The organism is Streptomyces sp. NBC_00510 (genome assembly GCA_036013505.1).
Classification (GTDB): Bacteria; Actinomycetota; Actinomycetes; order Streptomycetales; family Streptomycetaceae; genus Actinacidiphila.
The window spans coordinates 9,709,010-9,726,851 of the sequence record CP107851.1; the positions used below are offsets into that span (position 1 = coordinate 9,709,010).

At 73.5% G+C, this 17,842-nt stretch carries 11 protein-coding genes; 3 read left to right on the forward strand and 8 right to left on the reverse strand.

Annotation, left to right across the window (positions count from 1 at the left end):
• Window positions 1–71: 71 nt before the first annotated feature.
• Entirely contained in the window at window positions 72–2,897 is a 2,826-nt protein-coding gene (locus OG937_44375; protein WUD78263.1) for an AAA family ATPase, read from the reverse strand.
• A gap of 159 nt (window positions 2,898–3,056) precedes the next feature.
• Here OG937_44375 and OG937_44380 point away from each other — a divergent pair, with 159 nt between their 5' ends.
• Window positions 3,057–4,571 (forward strand): 4-hydroxyphenylacetate 3-hydroxylase family protein, encoded by a 1,515-nt coding sequence (locus OG937_44380; GenBank protein WUD78264.1) that lies wholly within the window; start codon window positions 3,057–3,059, stop codon window positions 4,569–4,571.
• Here OG937_44380 and OG937_44385 read toward each other — a convergent pair.
• The 6 genes from OG937_44385 to OG937_44410 form a co-directional block, all read right to left on the reverse strand.
• A complete protein-coding gene (locus OG937_44385) occupies window positions 4,544–6,799 on the reverse strand; it encodes a LuxR C-terminal-related transcriptional regulator (protein WUD78265.1) in 2,256 nt (751 codons plus the stop codon). The two genes, OG937_44380 and OG937_44385, sit on opposite strands and share 28 nt — an antisense overlap.
• 86 nt (window positions 6,800–6,885) lie before the next feature.
• A complete protein-coding gene (locus tag OG937_44390; GenBank protein ID WUD78266.1) occupies window positions 6,886–7,365 on the reverse strand; it encodes a flavin reductase family protein in 480 nt (159 codons plus the stop codon).
• Between the two features lie 106 nt (window positions 7,366–7,471).
• On the reverse strand, window positions 7,472–10,393 hold the full coding sequence (locus OG937_44395; protein WUD78267.1) for a transcriptional regulator: 2,922 nt from the start codon (window positions 10,391–10,393) through the stop codon (window positions 7,472–7,474).
• On the reverse strand, window positions 10,374–11,261 hold the full coding sequence (locus OG937_44400) for a hydroxyquinol 1,2-dioxygenase (GenBank protein WUD78268.1): 888 nt from the start codon (window positions 11,259–11,261) through the stop codon (window positions 10,374–10,376). Before OG937_44400 ends, OG937_44395 begins: the two co-directional genes overlap by 20 nt.
• On the reverse strand, window positions 11,254–12,360 hold the full coding sequence (locus tag OG937_44405; protein WUD78269.1) for a maleylacetate reductase: 1,107 nt from the start codon (window positions 12,358–12,360) through the stop codon (window positions 11,254–11,256). The genes OG937_44400 and OG937_44405 overlap by 8 nt, the downstream gene beginning before the upstream one ends.
• 347 nt (window positions 12,361–12,707) lie before the next feature.
• The gene (locus OG937_44410; protein WUD78270.1) at window positions 12,708–13,598 is read right to left on the reverse strand and encodes an AraC family transcriptional regulator; all 891 of its coding nucleotides are present in this window, start codon (window positions 13,596–13,598) and stop codon (window positions 12,708–12,710) included.
• A gap of 143 nt (window positions 13,599–13,741) precedes the next feature.
• Between OG937_44410 and OG937_44415 the strand changes: the two genes are divergently transcribed.
• Window positions 13,742–14,059, forward strand: a complete 318-nt coding sequence (locus OG937_44415) for an antibiotic biosynthesis monooxygenase (GenBank protein WUD78271.1) — start codon at window positions 13,742–13,744, stop codon at window positions 14,057–14,059.
• Window positions 14,060–14,108: 49 nt separating this feature from the next.
• Window positions 14,109–15,107 carry an alpha/beta hydrolase gene (locus OG937_44420; protein ID WUD78272.1) on the forward strand — a complete coding sequence of 333 codons (999 nt, stop codon included), beginning with the start codon at window positions 14,109–14,111 and terminating at the stop codon, window positions 15,105–15,107.
• A 73-nt stretch (window positions 15,108–15,180) separates the two neighbouring features.
• Here the strand turns inward: OG937_44420 and ppsA are convergent, their stop codons facing one another.
• Complete coding sequence (gene ppsA, locus OG937_44425; GenBank protein ID WUD78273.1) at window positions 15,181–17,778, reverse strand: phosphoenolpyruvate synthase; 2,598 nt, start codon at window positions 17,776–17,778, stop codon at window positions 15,181–15,183.
• Window positions 17,779–17,842: the final 64 nt, after the last annotated feature.

Here is a 17,842-nt window from a genome sequence, read left to right on the forward strand (position 1 = left end):
GGCATCGCCCATTCAAGGGATCTTGGCGGCCCGCGCGGTGAGGCCGCGATCAGGCCGCGATCAGGCCGCGGTCAGGTCCGGTCGGTGCCGACGCGGGTCCGTTCCACCGCCAACCGGGTCAGTTCCACGCGGGTGTTGATGCCCAGCTTGGTGAAGACGTGCTTCAGGTGGGTGTTGACCGTGTGGACGGACAGGTAGAGGCGGTCGGCGATGGCCCGGTTGGTGAGTCCCTCCGCGACGAGGGGCACCACCTTCAGCTCGGACTCGGTCAGGCTGTCCCAGCCGGAGGTGGCGGCCGCGCGGCGGGGCATCCCGGAGGCGCGTACGCCGAGGTCCCGCAGGAGGCGGCGGACGCGCTCGTTGTCGTGGAGGGCCCCGGCCGCGGCCGTGAGCCGCGCGGCCTCCTCCAGCGACGCGACCGCCGCATCGGTGCGGCCGTGTGCGGCCAGGAGGGTGCCCAGGTCCTCGTGTGCCGCGGCAACCGCCGGGAGGCGGCCCCCGAGACGGTGCCCGGCGACGGCCGCCCCCAGTGCCGCGGGGTCGTCGTGGAGGAGCCCGTCGATGTGGTCCCGTACGGCCAGGACGACGTCCTGGCCGCCGTTCTCCTCGGCCACGGCGCGCACGACCGTGGCCACCGCCTCGGCCGTCGCCCGGTCGCCGCCGCGCAGCGCCGTACGCGCCAGGGCCGGCCAGTGGCCGGGGGGCAGACAGAGCAGCCAGGCCGTACGGTCGCCCGCGTGGAAGAAGGCGCCGAGTGCCTCGGCCGCCGCCGTGCCGTGGCCCTGGGCCTGCAGGAGGCGGGCGTGGGCGAGCGCCGTCCACGGGCCGTACGGGGTGCCGCCCGATGCGGCCGCCGTCGCGGCCCGCAGATGCGCACCGGCCTGGGCGAGGTCGCCGCGCGCGGTGTCGACCAGGGCCAGGAGGGCGCGGACCAGGGGCACCGCGCGGGCCGTCTCCAGCTCCGCGGCGACGGTGAGGCAGGCTTCGGCCTCCACGGCCGCGTCGTCCAGGGCGCCGCCTTCCAGCAGGGCGATGGCCCGGCAGGCGTGCCAGTGGGGCAGTGACCAGCCCAGGCCGAGGGATTCGGCGGAGCGCTGGCCCTCGCGCAGTACCCGCGGGGCGTCCTCCAGCCGGTCGGTGGACAGCATCACGATGGCGAGCCACAGCGCCGGGATGCGGGGCGGCCGCAGCCGCAGGCCGTCGGCGGTCGTGGCGGCCCGTCCGGATGCGTTCTCGGCGAGTTCGAGGGCGCGGGCCAGGTGGCCGCGGTAGAAGGCGGTCTGCGACTGGAAGACCATGGCGCTGACGACGACGGCCGGGTCGGCGCTGCGGTACGCCGCCTCGACCAGCCCGGTGTCCGTCTCCTCCGCGGCCGCGATCTCGCGGCGGTGGATGTGGGCGGTCGCCTTGGCCTTGAGCAGCCGGACGCGCAGGTCCTGCGGGAGGTCGGGCAGCTCCAGGGCCCGCCGCAGATGGCTCATCGCGGCCGCGTCGTCGCCCGCCGCCTGGTGGATCTCGCCGCCGACCAGCCGGAGCGCGGCCTCCTGGGCGGGTCGCAGTCCGTCGGAGATGGTGGCGTCGACCAGTTCGAGGGCCTCGTTGACCCGCCGGGTCCAGCCGAGCAGTTCGGCCGCGTGGGTGAGCAGTTCGACGCGCCGCGGGTCGTGGGCGGGCAGCAGGTCCGCCGCCTGACGTGCGAGGTCGGCGGCGGATCCGGGGACGGTCCGCGACAGCTCCCGGACCGCGGTGGTCAGGGTGTGCACGGACGCGTCGTCGATGGTGCCGCCGGCGAGGACGAGGTGCCAGGCGATCTCCGCCCGGTCGCCGCCGCCGTCGCGCAGGGCGTCGGCGGCCTCCCGGTGCAGGGCCACGCGCACGGGCAGCGGGAGGTCGTCGTGGACGGCCTGCCGGATCAGGTCGTGCCGGAAGGCGAACCGGCGGCCCGCGCTGACCAGCAGTTGTGCGCCCAGGACGCTGTCCACGGCGGACAGCAGCCCGCCGACGGGCCTGCCGAGCATCCGGGCGACGACGCCGAGGTCGAACGCGCGGCCCAGCACCGAGCCGATCTGCAGCAGATGCCGTGCGTCCTCGGGGAGCCGGTCCAGCCGCTGCTGGACGCTGCGCCGGAATCCGGCGGGCATCTCCTGGGTCAGAGGGGTCGCGGTGCCGTCATGGATGCCGACGGCGTCGGCGTCGCGCAGCGAGCGCAGGAGTTCGATCGCCAGGAAGGGGTTGCCCGCGCTGCCGTCCAGCAGCCGGGACAGGGCGGGGGTGGGCGCCGCCCCGAGGACGTCCGCCGCCAGCTGCCGCAGCGCCACGGGCGGGAGCGGCCCGAGGGTCAGCCCGCGCGCCCCCCGGTCTCGCAGCGTACGGCTCATCCGGGTGACGTCGGTCCGTTCGGTGCCGGAGCGTACGGCGATCACCCACAGGACCCGGGAGGCCGCCAGCCGCCCGGGCAGCGTCCGCAGGGCGAACAAGGTGGCCGGGTCCGCCCATTGCGCGTCGTCGACGAGGACCGCCACCGGGGCGCGCTGCGCGCGGTCCTCCAGGGCGTCGGTGATGCCGTCCAGCAGCCACAGCCGCCGGTCGCCGGTGGCGTCGGGGGCCCGGCCGGCGCCGGCGGAGGGGCCGTGCACCGCGGCGTACAGCGCGGCCAGTGGGGCGTACTGGTCGAGCTCGTCGGCCCGTACCCACAGGACGTCGAACCCGGCCGCGCCCGCCAGCTCTCCCAGGTGGGTCAGCAGTCCGCTCTTGCCGGTGCCGGACGCGCCCTCCACGAGCACGCACGCGCCTTCCCCGCGGAGCACCCCGTCCAGGGCCGCGCGCAGGGCGGCGATCTCGTCGTCGCGGCCCCTCAGGTGGGGGGAGTGCGTCGTCCGGGAGACCGCATCGTGCATGCCGCAATCGTGCCGCACGGGACCGGGCCTCCTCAATGCCGGAGGGCCTGTGACCGGCGGTTTCACCCGGGGTGATGTGCCGCGGCGGGGCTCGCTCTCACCCCGTTGGGGCGCAGGCTGCATTCCATCCAGATCCCGTGTCCCGGAAAGGAGCACGACGTGCGTACAGGCAAGGAATACCTGGCGGCACTCGACGACGGCCGGAAGGTGTGGGTGGGCGACGAGCTCGTCGACAACGTCGCCACGCACCCGAAGACCAGGGCGTACGCCCGGCGGATCGCCGAGTTCTACGACCTGCACCACCGCCCGGACCTCCAGGACGTCATGACGTTCGTGGACGAGGACGGTGTCCGCCGGTCCATGACGTGGTTCCAGCACCGCAGCAAGGACGACCTGAAGCGCAAGCGGCGCTACATCGAGACCGTGCTGCACGAGCTGGGCGGCGGCGCCACCCCGCGCACCCCCGACGTCAACAACTACGTCCTGCTGACCTACGTCGACGACCCCGAGCCCTGGAGCAGCCAGGCCGTGGGGACCGACGGCCGGGACCTCACCGCGGGGATCCTCGACTTCTGGCGGCAGGCACGGGACGGCGACCTCAACACGACGCCGGCGTTCGTGGACCCGCAGACCGACCGTTCCCGTGAGTCCGCCCAGGCGGAATCGCCCGCGCTGAAGGTCGTGGCCACCTCCGACGAGGGCATCACCGTGCGGGGCGTCAAGGCCATCGGCACGGGCGCGGCCTTCGGCGACTGGATCCACATCGGCGTGTTCTACCGCCCGGGCATCCAGCCGGAGCAGGTCATCTTCGGCGCGGTCCCGCCCAACGCGCCCGGCGTCACCATCATCTGCCGGGAGAGCAACGTCCGCGACGGCGAGGACGTCGAGCACCCGCTCGCCTCGCAGGGCGACGAGCTCGACAGCGTCATCCTCTTCGAGGACGTGCTGATCCCCTGGGACCGGGTGTTCCACATCGGCAACCCCCAGCACGCCGCGCTGTACCCGCAGCGCGTCTTCGACTGGCTGCACTACCAGGCGCTCGTGCGGCAGATGGTGCGCGCCGAGCTGATGCTCGGACTGACCCTGCTGATCACCGAGCACATCGGCACCTACCAGCTGCCCCCGGTGCAGGCGCGCATCTCGCAGTTCGCCGGGTTCCACCAGACGCTGAAGGCCCATGTGCTCGCCTGCGAGGACGAGGGCTTCACCACCCCGGGCGGCCTGTACAAGCCGAACGTCCTGATGTTCGACTACGGCAGGGCGTACTACCTGGAGAACATCGCCCGCATGGTCAACGAGGTGATCGACCTGGCCGGGCGCGCCTCGCTGATCTTCCCCACCGAGGGGCAGTGGCAGCGCCCGGAGCTGCGGCCCTGGCTGGAGGCACTGCAGACCGGCCCGGTCGGCAGGCCGCACGACCGGCTGAAGATCAGCCGGGTGATCCGTGACCTGTTCCTGTCCGACTGGGGCGACCGCATCAGCACCTTCGAGAACTTCAACGGCACGCCGCTGCTGGCGATCCGCACGCTCACCATGAAGCGCGCCGAACTGTCCCCGAGCGGGCCCATCGCCGACCTCGCCCGGAAGGTGTGCGGCATCGACGGTCCCGCCGAGGAGAAGGACACCGCGTACACGGCCCAGGCGGATTACGCCCGCCGGCAGGACGCGTCGTAGGAGGTGCCGGGCCCGGGATGCAGCACGCCGCACTCCCGGGCCCGGGCCACCGCGCCGCTGCGGCTGTGCGCGTCGAGCTTCCGGAAGAGGGAACTGACCTGGGTCTTCACGGTGTTGCGGGACACATGCAGCTCGGCGGCGATCTCCCGCAGCGTCAGCGGACCGCACAAGGCGCGCAGGATGCGGCGTTCCCCGGGGGACAGGTCCTGCGCTCGCGGCACCGGTGCTGCTGCTGTGGCCGGCTCGGGCCGTGCCGTGCCAAGGCGCGCGAGCAGACCGCCCAGCACCTCCGGAACGGCACCGCCTTCCTCAGGCACGGACACGGGGACGGCGCCGCGAACGCCGCGCGGCAGACCCGACGCGACGACGCCGGCCAGCGCCCACAAGTGCGGCTCGCCGCCGTGGACGGTCGCCGTCAGCGCCCGTGTCGCGCCGGACAGGGCATCGGCGGCCTCGGCGCGGGCAAGGTCCTCCAACAGCAGTCCCGCATGGCACAGATGGGCGGGCGCCGCGGTGAAGTGGCCGGTCAGACCCTCGGCACGGGCCGTTTCCAGCGCCTGCTCCACCAGGGTGCGCGCCCGTTCCCGGTTCCCGTCCAGATACGCGCACAGGGCCCGCGAGCCCAGGGCGCGGACCAGGACCAGCGAGTGCCGAGCGCCGTGCGCGTCGCGGACCGCCTCGGCCAGGCGGGCGTCCGCCTCCTGCGTACGCCCCTGCCACAGCAGTGCGGTGCCCTGGGCGACGCAGGCCAGCGCCCGCCAGGCGGTCAGCGCGGCGGGACGGCGCACGTCCGCCCCGTCGAGCCGGACCTGAGCGGGGCCCTCCCCCCGCAGACAGCGGACGAGGGCACGGGCAACGGCCCCCGCCTGCGCCACCGTTCCCCCTTCCCCCACGGTGCCCGGCCCGCACGGCCGGGCCTTCGCCACGTCGAGCCACCGCTCGGCCGCCTCGGGATCGCCCTCGCACAACGCGGTCATCGCCGCCACGACACACAGCCGGGCGTCGGCGCGGACCGCGCGAGCCGGCAGCATGCGCAGCCACCGTGCGACGTCCGCGGTCCGGCCCGCGGCCAGGGTCTCCTCCCAGGCCTGCAGGACGGCCGCCAGCGCGCCGGGGGTGTCGCCGGCCTGCACGAAGTGCCGTACGGCGGGCGTCGTCCGACGCCGCTCGCCGTACCAGTGCCCGGCCGCGTGGTGCAGTGCCGCGGCCCCACCGGGCTGCTCGGTGGCCAGGACCCCGGTCAGCAGCGCGCGCAACGCCGGGTGGTGCCGGTAGGCCCCCGCAGCCGTACCCGAGGGCACGAGCAGTTGCACGGTCCGCGCGAGGTCGCGCAGCAGCACTCCGGCGCGGTCGCTGCCCGTGACGGCATGACAGGACTCCGGGCTCAGTTCGTCCAGGACGCTGGTGCGCAGCAGGAAGGCGCGCTGCTCGGTGGTGAGCCGGTCCAGGACCTCGGTGCCGAGGTAGTCGGCGACCGCGCGGGCGCCGTCGACGGCAGGCCCGCCGGGACGGGCGTCGGCCGCGGACCCGGCGCGCGTGCGCCCCAGCATGCACAGGCCCGCCGCCCATCCCTCGGTCAGGTGGTACAGCTCGCGCACGCTCCGCTCGTCCACCGGGCCGCCGGAGCGGCTCGCCAGCAGGGCGGCCGTCTCCTCGGGGGTGAAGCGCAGTTCGTCCGCTGCGAGGTCGGCGGCGAGCCCCCGGGCGCGCAGCGCCGGCACCGGCGCCCCGGGGAGGTGGCGGGTGGCCAGCACGGCCCGCATGCCGGCGGGAAGCGCGGTCAGGAAGTCCCCCAGGCAGCGCAGGGCCGCCTGGTCGGTGAGCCACTCCACCCCGTCCAGCACCAGGGTGAGCGGCGATCCGCCCGCCGGCGCCGCCAGGATGCGGGGCAGCAGGTCCTCGACCCAGACCTCCAGCGTCCATGCCGCGGCGGGCGGGGGAGTGGGCAGCCCCGGCCGGAACGGGCGGAGCGCCGTGAGGATCCCGGCCCACAGCCGCGCCGGGGTGTTGTCGTACGCGTCCAGCTCCAGCCACGCCACCTGGCCGTCACGGGCCTGGAGGGCGCGGGCCCAGTCGGCGAGCAGCACGCTCTTCCCGGCGCCCGGCGGCGCCGAGACGACGACCACGGGCTCCACCGCGGCGTCCAGACGACGCAGCAGCCGCGGCCGCGGCACGAACTGCCGTGGCCGCGCGGGCGGGTGGAGCTTGTACTCGGCAATGGTGTTCAAGGAGCCTCCCACCGGGCCGTTAGGGTCCCCGGTGCCCGGCGGGCACGACACGGCACCGGGCACCGGGGGGACTGTGACGACAGGACCTAGCTCAGGACGCCGAATCCGCCCGCGAAATAGAGCAGCGGACGGGCCTGCGCCTTGTGCTCGAAGTGCCGGACATCGCCGACGAAGATGGTGTGGTCGCCGCCGGGCAGCGCCTGGGAGACGTCGCAGACCATCGTGGCGATCGCGTCCTTGAGCACCGGCACGCCGTGGTCCTCGTCGACGCTCACGCCCGCGAAGCGGTCCTTCACCGGAGCGGAGAAGGTGCGGGCCAGGTGTTCGCAGTCCTCGCCCAGGACGTTGACGGCGAAGCGTCCGTGCTCGGCGATCGCGGTGCGGGTGAACAGGTGGTTGCCGATGCACACGATCAGCTGCAGCGGGTCCAGCGACAGTGCGGAGACCGCACTGGCCGTCATGCCCACGGGGGTGCTTGCGGTCCGCGTGGTGATGACGCTGACCCCGGTGGCCAGGCGTCCCATCGTGGCGCGGAAGGCGACGGTCATGTCGAGGGTTTCAGTCATGGGAGACCTCCGGGAAGGAGTGTGCCGAGCCCTGGTGGACGTGGTGAACTGTGCGCCGCCACCTGTTAATAGGAGGGAAACCGCAGTGTGGCCGGGGGTTCACGGCTCATCGGCGCAGCCGCTCGACCAGGCGTCTCATCTCTTCCGACGGGCGCACGCCGAGATCGGCCATGGCCCGCAGGTAACCCCGGTACAGCTCGATGAGTTCGTCGTCGTCCCCGGCCGCCTCGGCGCCGGCCAGCGCCAGCCGCCAGGCCTGCTCACGGTACGGATCACGTTCCAGCGCCGCTCCCGCCAGCTCCCGCGTCTCACGGATCCGGCCCAGGCGCAGGGCGACGGCGCCGGCGTCGACCTGCGCCTGGATGAGCGCGGCCGCCAGTTCCTCGCGCCGGGCGTCCAGCCACGGTGTGGACACGCCCTCGAAGTACGGGCCGCGCCCCGCGGTCCGCAGCGCCTGCAGCAGGGTGTGGAACCGGTGCTCGCCGTCCTGCCTGCCGGCCTCGGCCAGCAGCCGCCGGAAGGTGCCCGAGGAGCCCGCCGCGGACACCTCGGGCGTCAGCCGGTAGACGTCACCGTCCTGCAGGAGCGCCAGACCTTCCGGAAGCACCTCCCGCAGCCGGTACACCGCCTGCCGCAGGTAGCTGCGCCCCGCGGCGTCGCTCCGGCCGGGGAACAAGGCGCTCAGCAGCAGCGGGCGCCGCGCGGTCGCGGCGGGCCTGGCCAGCAGGAACGCCAGCAGCTCGGTGCTCTTGGCCAGGCGCGGGTGCACCTCCCGCCCGTCCACGGACAGCCGGACCGCCCCGAACTCCTCGAGGACCAGACGCGGTGCGGCGGGGGTGCTGAGCGCCGGGCCGGAGGACCGCGCCGCCACCAGCTCGTGCCAGGGCGAGGAGTGCGAGGGCTCGGCGTCGGCCCTGCGCACGGCGACCGCCGGCATGTCGTCCAGCGCCTGCAGCAGCAGATGGCGGCCGCCTTGGGCGGCGGCCACCCCCAGGGCCAGGTCGGCCGCGGCGTCCGCGGCCTCCATGTCACCGGCGCGCCACATCGCCTCGCTCAAGTAGACCGCTGCGGTGGGCAGTTCCAGCAGCCGGTCGCCCGCGGTCATGTCGGCGACCGCGTCGGCCAGTTGGCGGGCCGCCTCCTGGTCCCGGCCCGCCAGGAGCAGTTGCAGGCCGCGCCACGTGCCGGACAGTTCTCCGGTGAAGGCGTAGCGGGCGCTGCCCCGACGGCCGGCCGCAGTCAGCGCCCGGGCGGCCCGCGCCAGGTCGCGGTCGAGCCGCAGCGCGAGCTTGGCCTCCAGCAGCAGGCTGAGGATCTCGTACACGCGGGAGCCGGTCGCGGCGATGGCCGGGCGCCCGGCCGCCAGCGCGGCCCAGGCCTCCTCGCGCCGTCCGAGGTCGGCCATCAGCTCCACGTCGTCGATGGCGGTCAGCCACACCGGCCGGGGGCCGTCCCCGAGGGACGCGTACATCTCGCCGGCCTGGGAGATGCGGCCGGTCGCGCGGAGCGCGGCGACGGTCCACGGGGCGCCGGTCGCCCGGCGCCAGGCACCGCGCGGGGCGGGATCGTCCTGGAGCTCGGCGAGCCGTCCGCCCATGTAGGCGATCCGCATCAGCATGACCTCGACCGGGCCCGCGGCGTCGGCCCGCAGGTGCGGGAGCGGGGTGAGGGGGCCGCCGTCCGCCAGCGACATGAGGGCGGCGGCGATGTCGCGGTGGCGGCCGGGGGGCATCACCTGCAGCATCCGCCGGGCCTCGTCGAGCCTGCCCGCGTGCCAGAAGCACCACACCAGCAGCGCCAGGTCCTCGCTGCCGCCGGGCTGTTCGGGCAGCCGGCCCCACCAGGACCGTCCGTGGTGGTCGGCCAGCCGCAGCCCGCGCCAGCACTGCTCACGGCCGAACGCGACGCGCAGCGCGGCGGACGCCAGCCCCGGGGCGGGCGGCCCGGGCACCGGCCGCATCCGGTCGAGCCAGCTCTCGGCCGTGGTCAGGTCCAGCCGGTCCAGGATGCCGGGCAGGACCTGTTCTGCGGCGCGCCGGGCGGCCGCCGACTCCCCGGCCATCAGCAGTTCGGTGACGGCGTCCTCGTGACGGCCCGCCGTCTCCAGCAATGCGGCGTGCCGGCGTCTCAGCTCGCGCCGGGCGCCCTCCTCCATGGCATCGGCGCGTTTGCGCAGGTACTGACGGAACCGTGGCAGCGCCCGCATGCAGGTGCCGTCGCGGGACCAGGTCAGCGGCAGCCGGCGGTGGCGGAGGGAGGCCATGACCCGGTCCGGCCCGTACAGCCCCAGCGCGTTGGCGGACTCGGCGGTCACCTCGTCCAGCACGCTGGTGGCCACGAGCAGCGCCGTCTCGTTCTCGGTGAGTTGCCGCAGCAGGTCGGAGGAGAGCAGGTCGAGTCTGCCCGGCGCGGCCGCGGGGTCCGTGGCCCACCAGTCGTGCAGGACACCGGTGACCCAGCCCCCGGTGGTCCGCACCCGGGAGTGCGCCTGGCCGTCCTGCCCGGTGCGACGCAGGGCGCGGGCCGCCTCGGAGACGTCGAAGGCGAGGTCGGTGTCGTCGAGGAACGCCACGCGATGGACGTCAGCGAGCCCTCCGACGCCCTGGGGCGGCTCCGCGCGCGTGACGAGCACCAGCCGCAGCCCCCGCGGCGGTTCCACGACGAGCGCGGTGAGCGCCTCCTCGGCCGTGGACCGGCCCGCGACGTGCTCCAGCCCGTCGACCACGAGCACGGGCGGCCCCGCGCCGGCGGCGGACACCGCCTCCGCCAGACGGGCGCGGAGCACCTCACCGGTGCCGTCCCCGGCGGGGAGCCCGCCCAGGGGGATCCAGGCGGCCGGGCCCGGCAGGGCCCGTGCCGCCTGGAGCACCGCGGTGGTCTTGCCCGCCCCGGCGGAGGCCGCGACGACCAGCACCGGATGACCCGCCAGCGCCTGAAGGATGCGGCGGGTCACCCGCGGCCGGGGCACGACGTGCGCCGGCAGGTCCGGCAGGGCCGGGCGCCGCCCGTCAGGAAGGCCGTGGGTCATGAGCCGACCGTCCCGGCTCGAGCACGAAGGTGTGACGGAGCAGCGTGTACGGCTGGTCGGTCCGCGTGCCGTACGGACCGGTGCCGGCCGGGTGGCTCGCGTACTGCGTCACCAGCGACTGCTTGACGCCGAAGACCGGGTCCTGGTCGAGGTACAGGTCGTCGGAGGGGAACAGCATCGTGGTCACGCGCTGGAACCCCTCGGCGGCGATCATGACGTGCAGATGCGCCGGCCGCATCACGGACCGGCCGGTGGCCCGCATCATCTCGCCCACCGGACCGTCGTCGGGGATGGGGTAGCTCGACGGGCGGATCGAACGGAAGCGGAAGCGCCCCTCGCCGTCGGTGCGCAGCAGGGCGCGCATGGCCGGGTCGGACAGGCCGGGGACGTCCACGTCGTAGTGGCCGTCCGCGTCGCTGTGCCAGACGTCGATCTCCGCGTTCGCGACCGGCGCGCCGTGGTCGTCGGTCACCAGTCCCTCGAAGAACAAGGGCGTGCCCGGCAGCCCCTCGGAGATGTCGGCGCCGTCGGCCGCCTGCGGGCGGTCGTCACGGAAGAAGGGACCGAGGACGCTGTTCTGCGTCGATCCCTGCGCCCGCCGGTTGCCGAGCGCGTCGACCAGCATCGTGATCCCCAGCACGTCGGACAGCAGGATGAACTCCTGCCGCGTGGAGGTGCACTTCTGCCCCGTACGCGTGAGGAAGTCCACGCCGCGTGCCCACTCCTGCTCGGTCAGGCCGGTCTCACGGACGAAGTCGTGCGCGTGCCGGACCAGGCACTCGAGGATCTCGGCGAGGCGGTCGTCCTTCGCGCCGCTGACCGTGGAGACGACGGCCTCGGTGATGGTGGAATCGGTGAGGTCACGCATGACGGGCTCCCGTCGGGTCGGAGGAATGGTCGGAAGCGGCCCGGCGCGGCGGTTCGCCCGCCCAGGCCCGTTGCAGGAGGTCGCGCACGGCGTCCCGCCGCACCGGCCGCGGATTCCAGTAGCCGTCCCGGACGATCAGGTCGGCGGCCTCGCCGATGCCCGACTCGGGCATGCCGAGGTCACGCAGCGCCCGGGGCGCGCCGATGCCGCCCGCGAAGCCGAAGACCGCCGTGGCGGGGTCGGCGCCGGGCAGCGCCCGGCCGATCCGGGCCATGGCCGCCCCGGCCGCCGGGGCGTTGTACGCGATGACGTGCGGCAGCACGACGGCGTGGGTCTCCGCGTGCGGCAGGCCGAAGGAACCGCCCAGGACATGGCACACCTTGTGGTGCAGGGCCATGCCGACGGTGCCCAGACAGGTCCCCGCCAGCCAGGCCCCGTACAGCGCGGCGGCGCGCGCCTCGGTGTCCGCGGGATCCCGGAGGATCGCCGGCAGGGCCGCGGCCAGGGCGTCCAGGGCTTCACCGGCGGTGAGGAAGGCGAGCGGGTCGCCGTCCTGGGCGTACAGCGCCTCCACGGCGTGCGCCATGGCGTTGAGCCCGCTGACCGCGGCGACGTGCGGGGGCAGGGTCATGGTGAGGTCGACGTCGTACACGACCGTGTCGAGCAGGATCTCCGGCAGCCGCCGGGTGGTCTTCGCACCGCCCTGGGTCTCGCCCAGGATCGGGGTCATCTCCGAACCCGCGTAGGTGGTGGGAAGGGCGAGCTGCGGCAGCCCGGTGCGCAGCGCGACGGCCTTGCCGAGCCCGATGGCCGAGCCGCCGCCCACCGCGACCAGGCAGTCCGCGCCGGCCGCGCGGGCCGCGTCGACCGCCTTCTCGGTGACCGGTACGGGCGTGTGCGCGGCCGCCTGGTCGAACACCCCGGCGGCGACCGGGCCGAGGAGCCCGCTCACCTCCCGGGCCTGGTCGGTCTGGCCGGGGGTGCACAGCACGAGGGCCCGGCCGCGTCCCAGCGCCCTGACCTCGTCGGCGAGCCCCTTGCGCGTTCCGCTGCCGAAGACCACTTTCGTGATCTGTCCTCTATGCACGAACGACTTCATAGTTGCCCCTTGCACATTCTTTACCGGAAATGGAGTCTCATCGGCCGCGCAGTGATGCGTCAATGAATGTTTCGCGCGATCGCGCGCGCACGGCGCCGATTACCCCATTCACGCGACGAACGGCCGGCTCCCTGGATCCGGGGACCGCAGCGGATATCACCCATACTGGTGATGCGCGCGGCGTGCGGGCCGCCCACGGAGGAGTGCAGCGGAAACGCCACCGTGGGCACGGACGACGGAAAGGCTCCGGTTCCGACAGCGGTCAAGTACCGAGCAAGGCCGGGCCGCCGATGGCGCACCGCCCACCGGCGGCCCCAACAGGCCCTCGTCCCCGCTCCCTTGCGCGCCTACGGGGTCTGCGCGGTGTTCCGCATGCGGGCGGCGTCCCGGCTCGGGGGAGCGCCGAACTGGCGGTGGTACTCGCGGCTGAACTGCGAGAGGTTGTCGTACCCGACGCGTTGGCCGACTCCGGTGACGTCGCCCGGGTGGGTGGCGAGCAGCAGCCGTGCCTCCTGCAGCCGGATCTGCTTCTGGAACTGGATCGGGCTCATCGCCGTCACCGCCTGGAAGTTGCGGTAGAAGGCGGAGACGCTCATCCCGGAGCGACGCGCCACGTCCTCGACCCGGAACGGCTCGGCATAGTGCTCGCGGATCCAGCGCACGGCCCGGGAGACGTGGCTGAGGCCGCTGTCGGCCAGGCCGAGCTGGCGCACCGCCGCACCCTGCTCGCCGGTCATCAGACGCCACAGGATCTCGCGCTTGACCAGCGGGGCCAGCACGGCGCGGTCACGGGGTTCGTCGAGCAGGCGCAACAGCCGGACCACCGCGTCCAGCAGCGGCGCCGGGGCGTCGCTGACGGCGATCCCCGACGGGGCGCCCCCGCCGGCCCGGGGGATGTCCCCCGGGCCGGCCTGCAACAGCAACTCGGCGACGGCGGACGGTTCCAGCGTCAGCCCGAAGCCCAACGCCGGCCGGTCGGGGTCCGCCTGGGTGAACTGCCCGGTCACGGGCAGGTCGACGGATGCGACCAGGTACTGCCCGGGTCCGTACTCGTAGACCCGGTCGCCCAGCGCGAGGCGTTTGGCGCCCTGGGCGATGACCGCGAGCACCGTGCCGGACGTCGAGGGCGCCGGCGGATCCGGCCGGTCCACCCTCGAGACCAGGACGCCGTCGATGTCCGTGGTCGAGTCGGAGCGGGCGTGCCGGGCCAGCAGGGTGCGGAGCTCTTCGAAGGGCATGCGCCCATTGCAGCACCACTGCGTGCGGCAGCTCCCCCGAATGAGAGGAACGTGCAAGGACGAGCGAGCATCGTTCTAACGTTTCCGCAGGTCAGCTCGGTTGAATGGAACCACTCCACTCCATCACCGGGAAGAAGGAATCGATGATTGTGCAGTACGGCTTCAACGCCACCCTGACCGCCAGGCCCGGAACGGGCGACCGGCTGGTGGACCTGCTGCTGACCGGGCTGAACGAGGGCAGCCCCGGCGCGAGCGAACACTGCCTCGTCTACCTCGTCTCCCGTTCCGCCTCCGATCCCGACGTCGTCCACGTCACCGAGGGATGGACCAGCGAGGAGGACCACCACCGGATCTTCGCCGGCGAGGCCGCCCAGGCCATCGTGGCGCAGATCGACGGACTGCTGGCCGAAGAGCCCGCATACACCGACTACGTCCCGGTCCGCGGCAAGGCCGCCTTCTGAAGCCGGGACGCCGCTGCGTCCGTCACCACCCCACGAAAGGCCCACGACCATGACCACGAGCATGCCCGCGACCACCTCCACGACCACGCCGCGACCCGCCCTGGACCCCGAACTGCGCGATCTCCTGGCCGACATGCCGCTGATGTCCCAGCTCAGCCCGGAGGTACTCGCGCAACTGCGCCGGATGCCGTCGCCACCCGTCGACTCCCTCACCGCCCACCGTCGGATCGACCGGCGCGAGATCACCGTGCCGGCCGAGGACGGTACCCCTCTTCCCCTGTCGGTGTTCAGCCCCGCGAACACCGATCGCAGCACGGCCGCACCCTGCATCTACTGGATGCACGGCGGCGGGATGGTCATGGGCGACCGGTTCTCACAGATCGACATCCCGCTGGAGTGGCTCGACACCTTCGGCGCGGTCGTCGCCTCCGTGGACTACCGGCTCGCCCCCGAGGCCACCGGCACCACCCTCGTCGAGGACTGCTACCAGGGGCTGTTCTGGATCTCCGAACATGCCGAGGAACTGGGCATCGACCCCGCCCGGATCGTCGTCGCCGGCGCCAGCGCGGGCGGCGGACTCGCGGCCGGAGTCACCCTGATGGCCCGCGACCTCGGCACCCCCGCCATCGCCGCCCAGATGCTGATCTGCCCCATGCTCGACCACCGCGACACCACCGCCTCCAGCCGCCAGTACTCCGGCGGGCCCGGCGTCTGGACCCGGGAGATGAACGCGTTCGGATGGCGCGCGGTCCTCGGTGACCGCACCGACGACGAGGTGTCCCCGTACGTCTCGCCCGCGCTGGCCGACGACCTCTCAAGCCTGCCGACCACCTACGTCGACACCGGCTCCGCCGAGGTCTTCCGCGACGAGGACACCGACTACGCCACCCGCATCTGGGCGGCCGGCGGCCAAGCCGAACTCCACGTCTGGGCAGGCGGTTTCCACGGCTTCGACGCCCTGTACCCGCAGGCGCGCATCTCGGCCACGGCCCGCCGGACCCGCACCGACTGGCTCGCCCGGCTCCTGTCCCCCCACCCCGCCGCGTAACGCCGCACGCGTGGGTCCCGAAATGGGTGCGGGGGGTTGTGCGCCGGAATCCCGGCGCACCACCCCCTCTCCGTCACGGCAGGATCTCGACGCACCCGTCGGTTCCGTGCACGCGGATCCGCTGTCCGTCCCGGATCCGCCGGGTGGCCTGCTCCACGCCCACGACGGCCGGCAGGCCGTACTCCCGGGCGATCACCGCGCCATGTGTCATCAGACCGCCCACCTCGGTCACCAGGCCCGCGATGGCGACGAACAGCGGCGACCAGCTGGGGTCCGTGAAGGTCGTGACCAGGATGTCGCCCGCCTCGAGATCGGCCTCCGCCATGTCGAGGATGACGCGGGCCCTCCCCTCGACGGTCCCGGCGGAGACCGGTACGCCGATCAGGGCGCCGGGCGGCACGTCGTCGCGCCGGTACGCCCCGGTGAGGGCCTCGCCGTCCGATGTGAGGACCCGGGGCGGTGTGAGCGCCTGGTACGACCGGAACGCGTCCTTGCGCTGTTGGATGAGCCGGGCGTCCACCTGGTGCGAGCGCACGACGTCGTGGAATTCCTGGAACGTGAGGTAGAAGACGTCCTCCTTCTCGGCGAGCACGCCGGCCTGCACGAGGCGTTCGGCCTCCTCCAGCAGGGCCCGCTTGTAGACGAAGTAGCGGCTGACGATGCCGTACTTCGGGTACTCCCGGTACCCGATGAAAGTTCGGACCCGGTCGATCATCCGCTTGGCCTCGTCGGCCTTCCGGTCCCCGTCCGGCAGGGCCCGCAGGCGTGCCAGCACGTCCTGTTCCTTCTCCTGCGCCTTCTGCCGGCCTTCCTCGAAGCGCCGCTCGGCGGCGCCCGGCTCGAAGTTCCTGACGTTGTCGAGGATCACGGGCACGAGCGTGGTGGGGCGCTCGCGCCAGCGCGGCCTCGTGATGTCGATCTCGGCGACGCAGCGCATGCCGTACCGGTCGAGGTAGCCCTCGATGGCGTCGCGTGCCTCGGTCCCCCCGGCGAGTTTCGGCAGCTCGTCCAGGAAGCTCTCGTCCTGCACGCCCTGCAGGAACGCCACCACCTGCGCGTGCGGGCGGATCACGTCCGCGACGTCGAGCAGCGCCAGTCCCATCTCCGACGTGATGTTGTCGGGGGCGGACAGCGTGAGCGTGTCAGCCGCGTTCTTCTCGCCCAGCCACTCCTGCAGCTTGTCGTTGAGCCACCAGGTGGCCTCCATCCCCGCCATGATCGCCTGCATGTTCAGCGGATCACCGAGGGCCCGCTTGTGCTCCTCGAAGGCCTCCAGCAGGAAGTCGAACAGCGCCGGGCCGGTCTTCGCCTGGATGTCGCGCTCCAGGGCGGCGATGGACACCTGGCTGCGCTCGATCAGCTCGGTGACGATGGCCGGATCGGTCGCGATCGGGGCGGGAGCAGCGCCGAACGGGAGCCCGCCGGGAGGTGCGTCCGGGAGTGACGGGACGAAGTCGTCGCGGTCGAGGACGGTCTCCAGAGCGTCCCTGACCAGTGGATCGCCCTTCCCCATGACGTCCAGGAGGGCGGCGCGGCTCGCGGGCGAGGCCAGGCGCCGGGTGGCGTCGACGAACAGCCTCCCGCCGGCCGTGTGCATCGGCGCCATGGCCGTCAGCTGCCACATGGACAGCCCCAGGGGCTTCATGGGGTCGGTCATCATCTGCTGATGGCCGACGGATACGTAGACGTGGTTCTCCTCGTCCCCGGCCTCGGGGATGGGGAACAGCGTCGTGATCGGCCGGCTCTGAACGATCTGGAAGGAGTCGTCGACCAGGCACCATTCGATGTCCTGCGGGCGGCCGAAGTGCGCTTCGATCCGCCGCCCGAGCTGCACGAGCCGTACGACCTGCGCATCCGTCAGCGCCGGCTGCTCCTGCCGCTGCGCGTCGATGGCCACTTCGTGCGTGCCGCCGGTCGGCAGGGCGTGAACGGCACGTTGTTTGGCGGCGATCGCCTTGGTGACGACTTCGCCGTCCCGCACCGTGAAGACGTCCGGGTTCACCAGGCCGGAGACCAGGGCCTCGCCGAGGCCGAAGCCGGCGTCCACGGTGGCGAGCTTCCGGTTGCCCGTGACGGGGTCGGCCGTGAACAGGATGCCGGCCGCGTGCGGGAACACCATCTGCTGCACGACCACGGCCATGTGGACCGTACGGTGGTCGATGCCGTTGCGCCGCCGGTAGGTCACGGCCCGCTCGGTGAACAGCGAGGCCCAGCACCGGCTGACGTGCCGGAGGATCGCCGCCGGCCCCACGACGTTCAGATAGGTGTCCTGCTGGCCGGCGAAGGAGGCCGTCGGCAGGTCCTCCGCCGTCGCGCTGGACCGCACGGCGTAGGCGGCCTGCTCGCCGAGCCGGGTGAGCGGGCGGGCGATCGCCGCCGCGAGATCGTCCGGGATGGCGATCCCTTCGATGGCCCGGCGGATCTGCGCGCTGAGCGTGCGGATCGCCTCGTGGTCGTCCGGGTCCAGGCGCGACAGCTCATCGAGCCGGTCGTCGATCGACGGGGCTTCCGCCATGATCCGCCGGAAGGCGTCCGTCGTCACGCAGAAGCCGTCCGGCACGCGGATGCCGTCGATCCGCGACAGCCCGCCCAGGTGCGCGCCCTTGCCGCCGACGACCGCGACCCGCGTCTCGTCGACCTCGTGCAGATCGATCACGTACTGCTCGCTCAACGCGATACCTCCGTCGACAACACACGCACGTCGTGCCCTCATTTCCGCAGGTTGTGGCCTCGGC

Bases quoted from the DNA above. Each gene is read 5' to 3' on its own strand.
- OG937_44405 (WUD78269.1), bottom strand. From the start codon at position 12,360: ATGAAGTCGTTCGTGCATAGAGGACAGATCACGAAAGTGGTCTTCGGC.
- OG937_44375 (WUD78263.1), bottom strand. From the start codon at position 2,897: ATGCACGATGCGGTCTCCCGGACGACGCACTCCCCCCACCTGAGGGGC.
- OG937_44415 (WUD78271.1), top strand. From the start codon at position 13,742: ATGATTGTGCAGTACGGCTTCAACGCCACCCTGACCGCCAGGCCCGGA.
- OG937_44420 (WUD78272.1), top strand. From the start codon at position 14,109: ATGACCACGAGCATGCCCGCGACCACCTCCACGACCACGCCGCGACCC.
- OG937_44410 (WUD78270.1), bottom strand. From the start codon at position 13,598: ATGCCCTTCGAAGAGCTCCGCACCCTGCTGGCCCGGCACGCCCGCTCC.
- OG937_44400 (WUD78268.1), bottom strand. From the start codon at position 11,261: ATGCGTGACCTCACCGATTCCACCATCACCGAGGCCGTCGTCTCCACG.
- OG937_44395 (WUD78267.1), bottom strand. From the start codon at position 10,393: ATGACCCACGGCCTTCCTGACGGGCGGCGCCCGGCCCTGCCGGACCTG.
- OG937_44390 (WUD78266.1), bottom strand. From the start codon at position 7,365: ATGACTGAAACCCTCGACATGACCGTCGCCTTCCGCGCCACGATGGGA.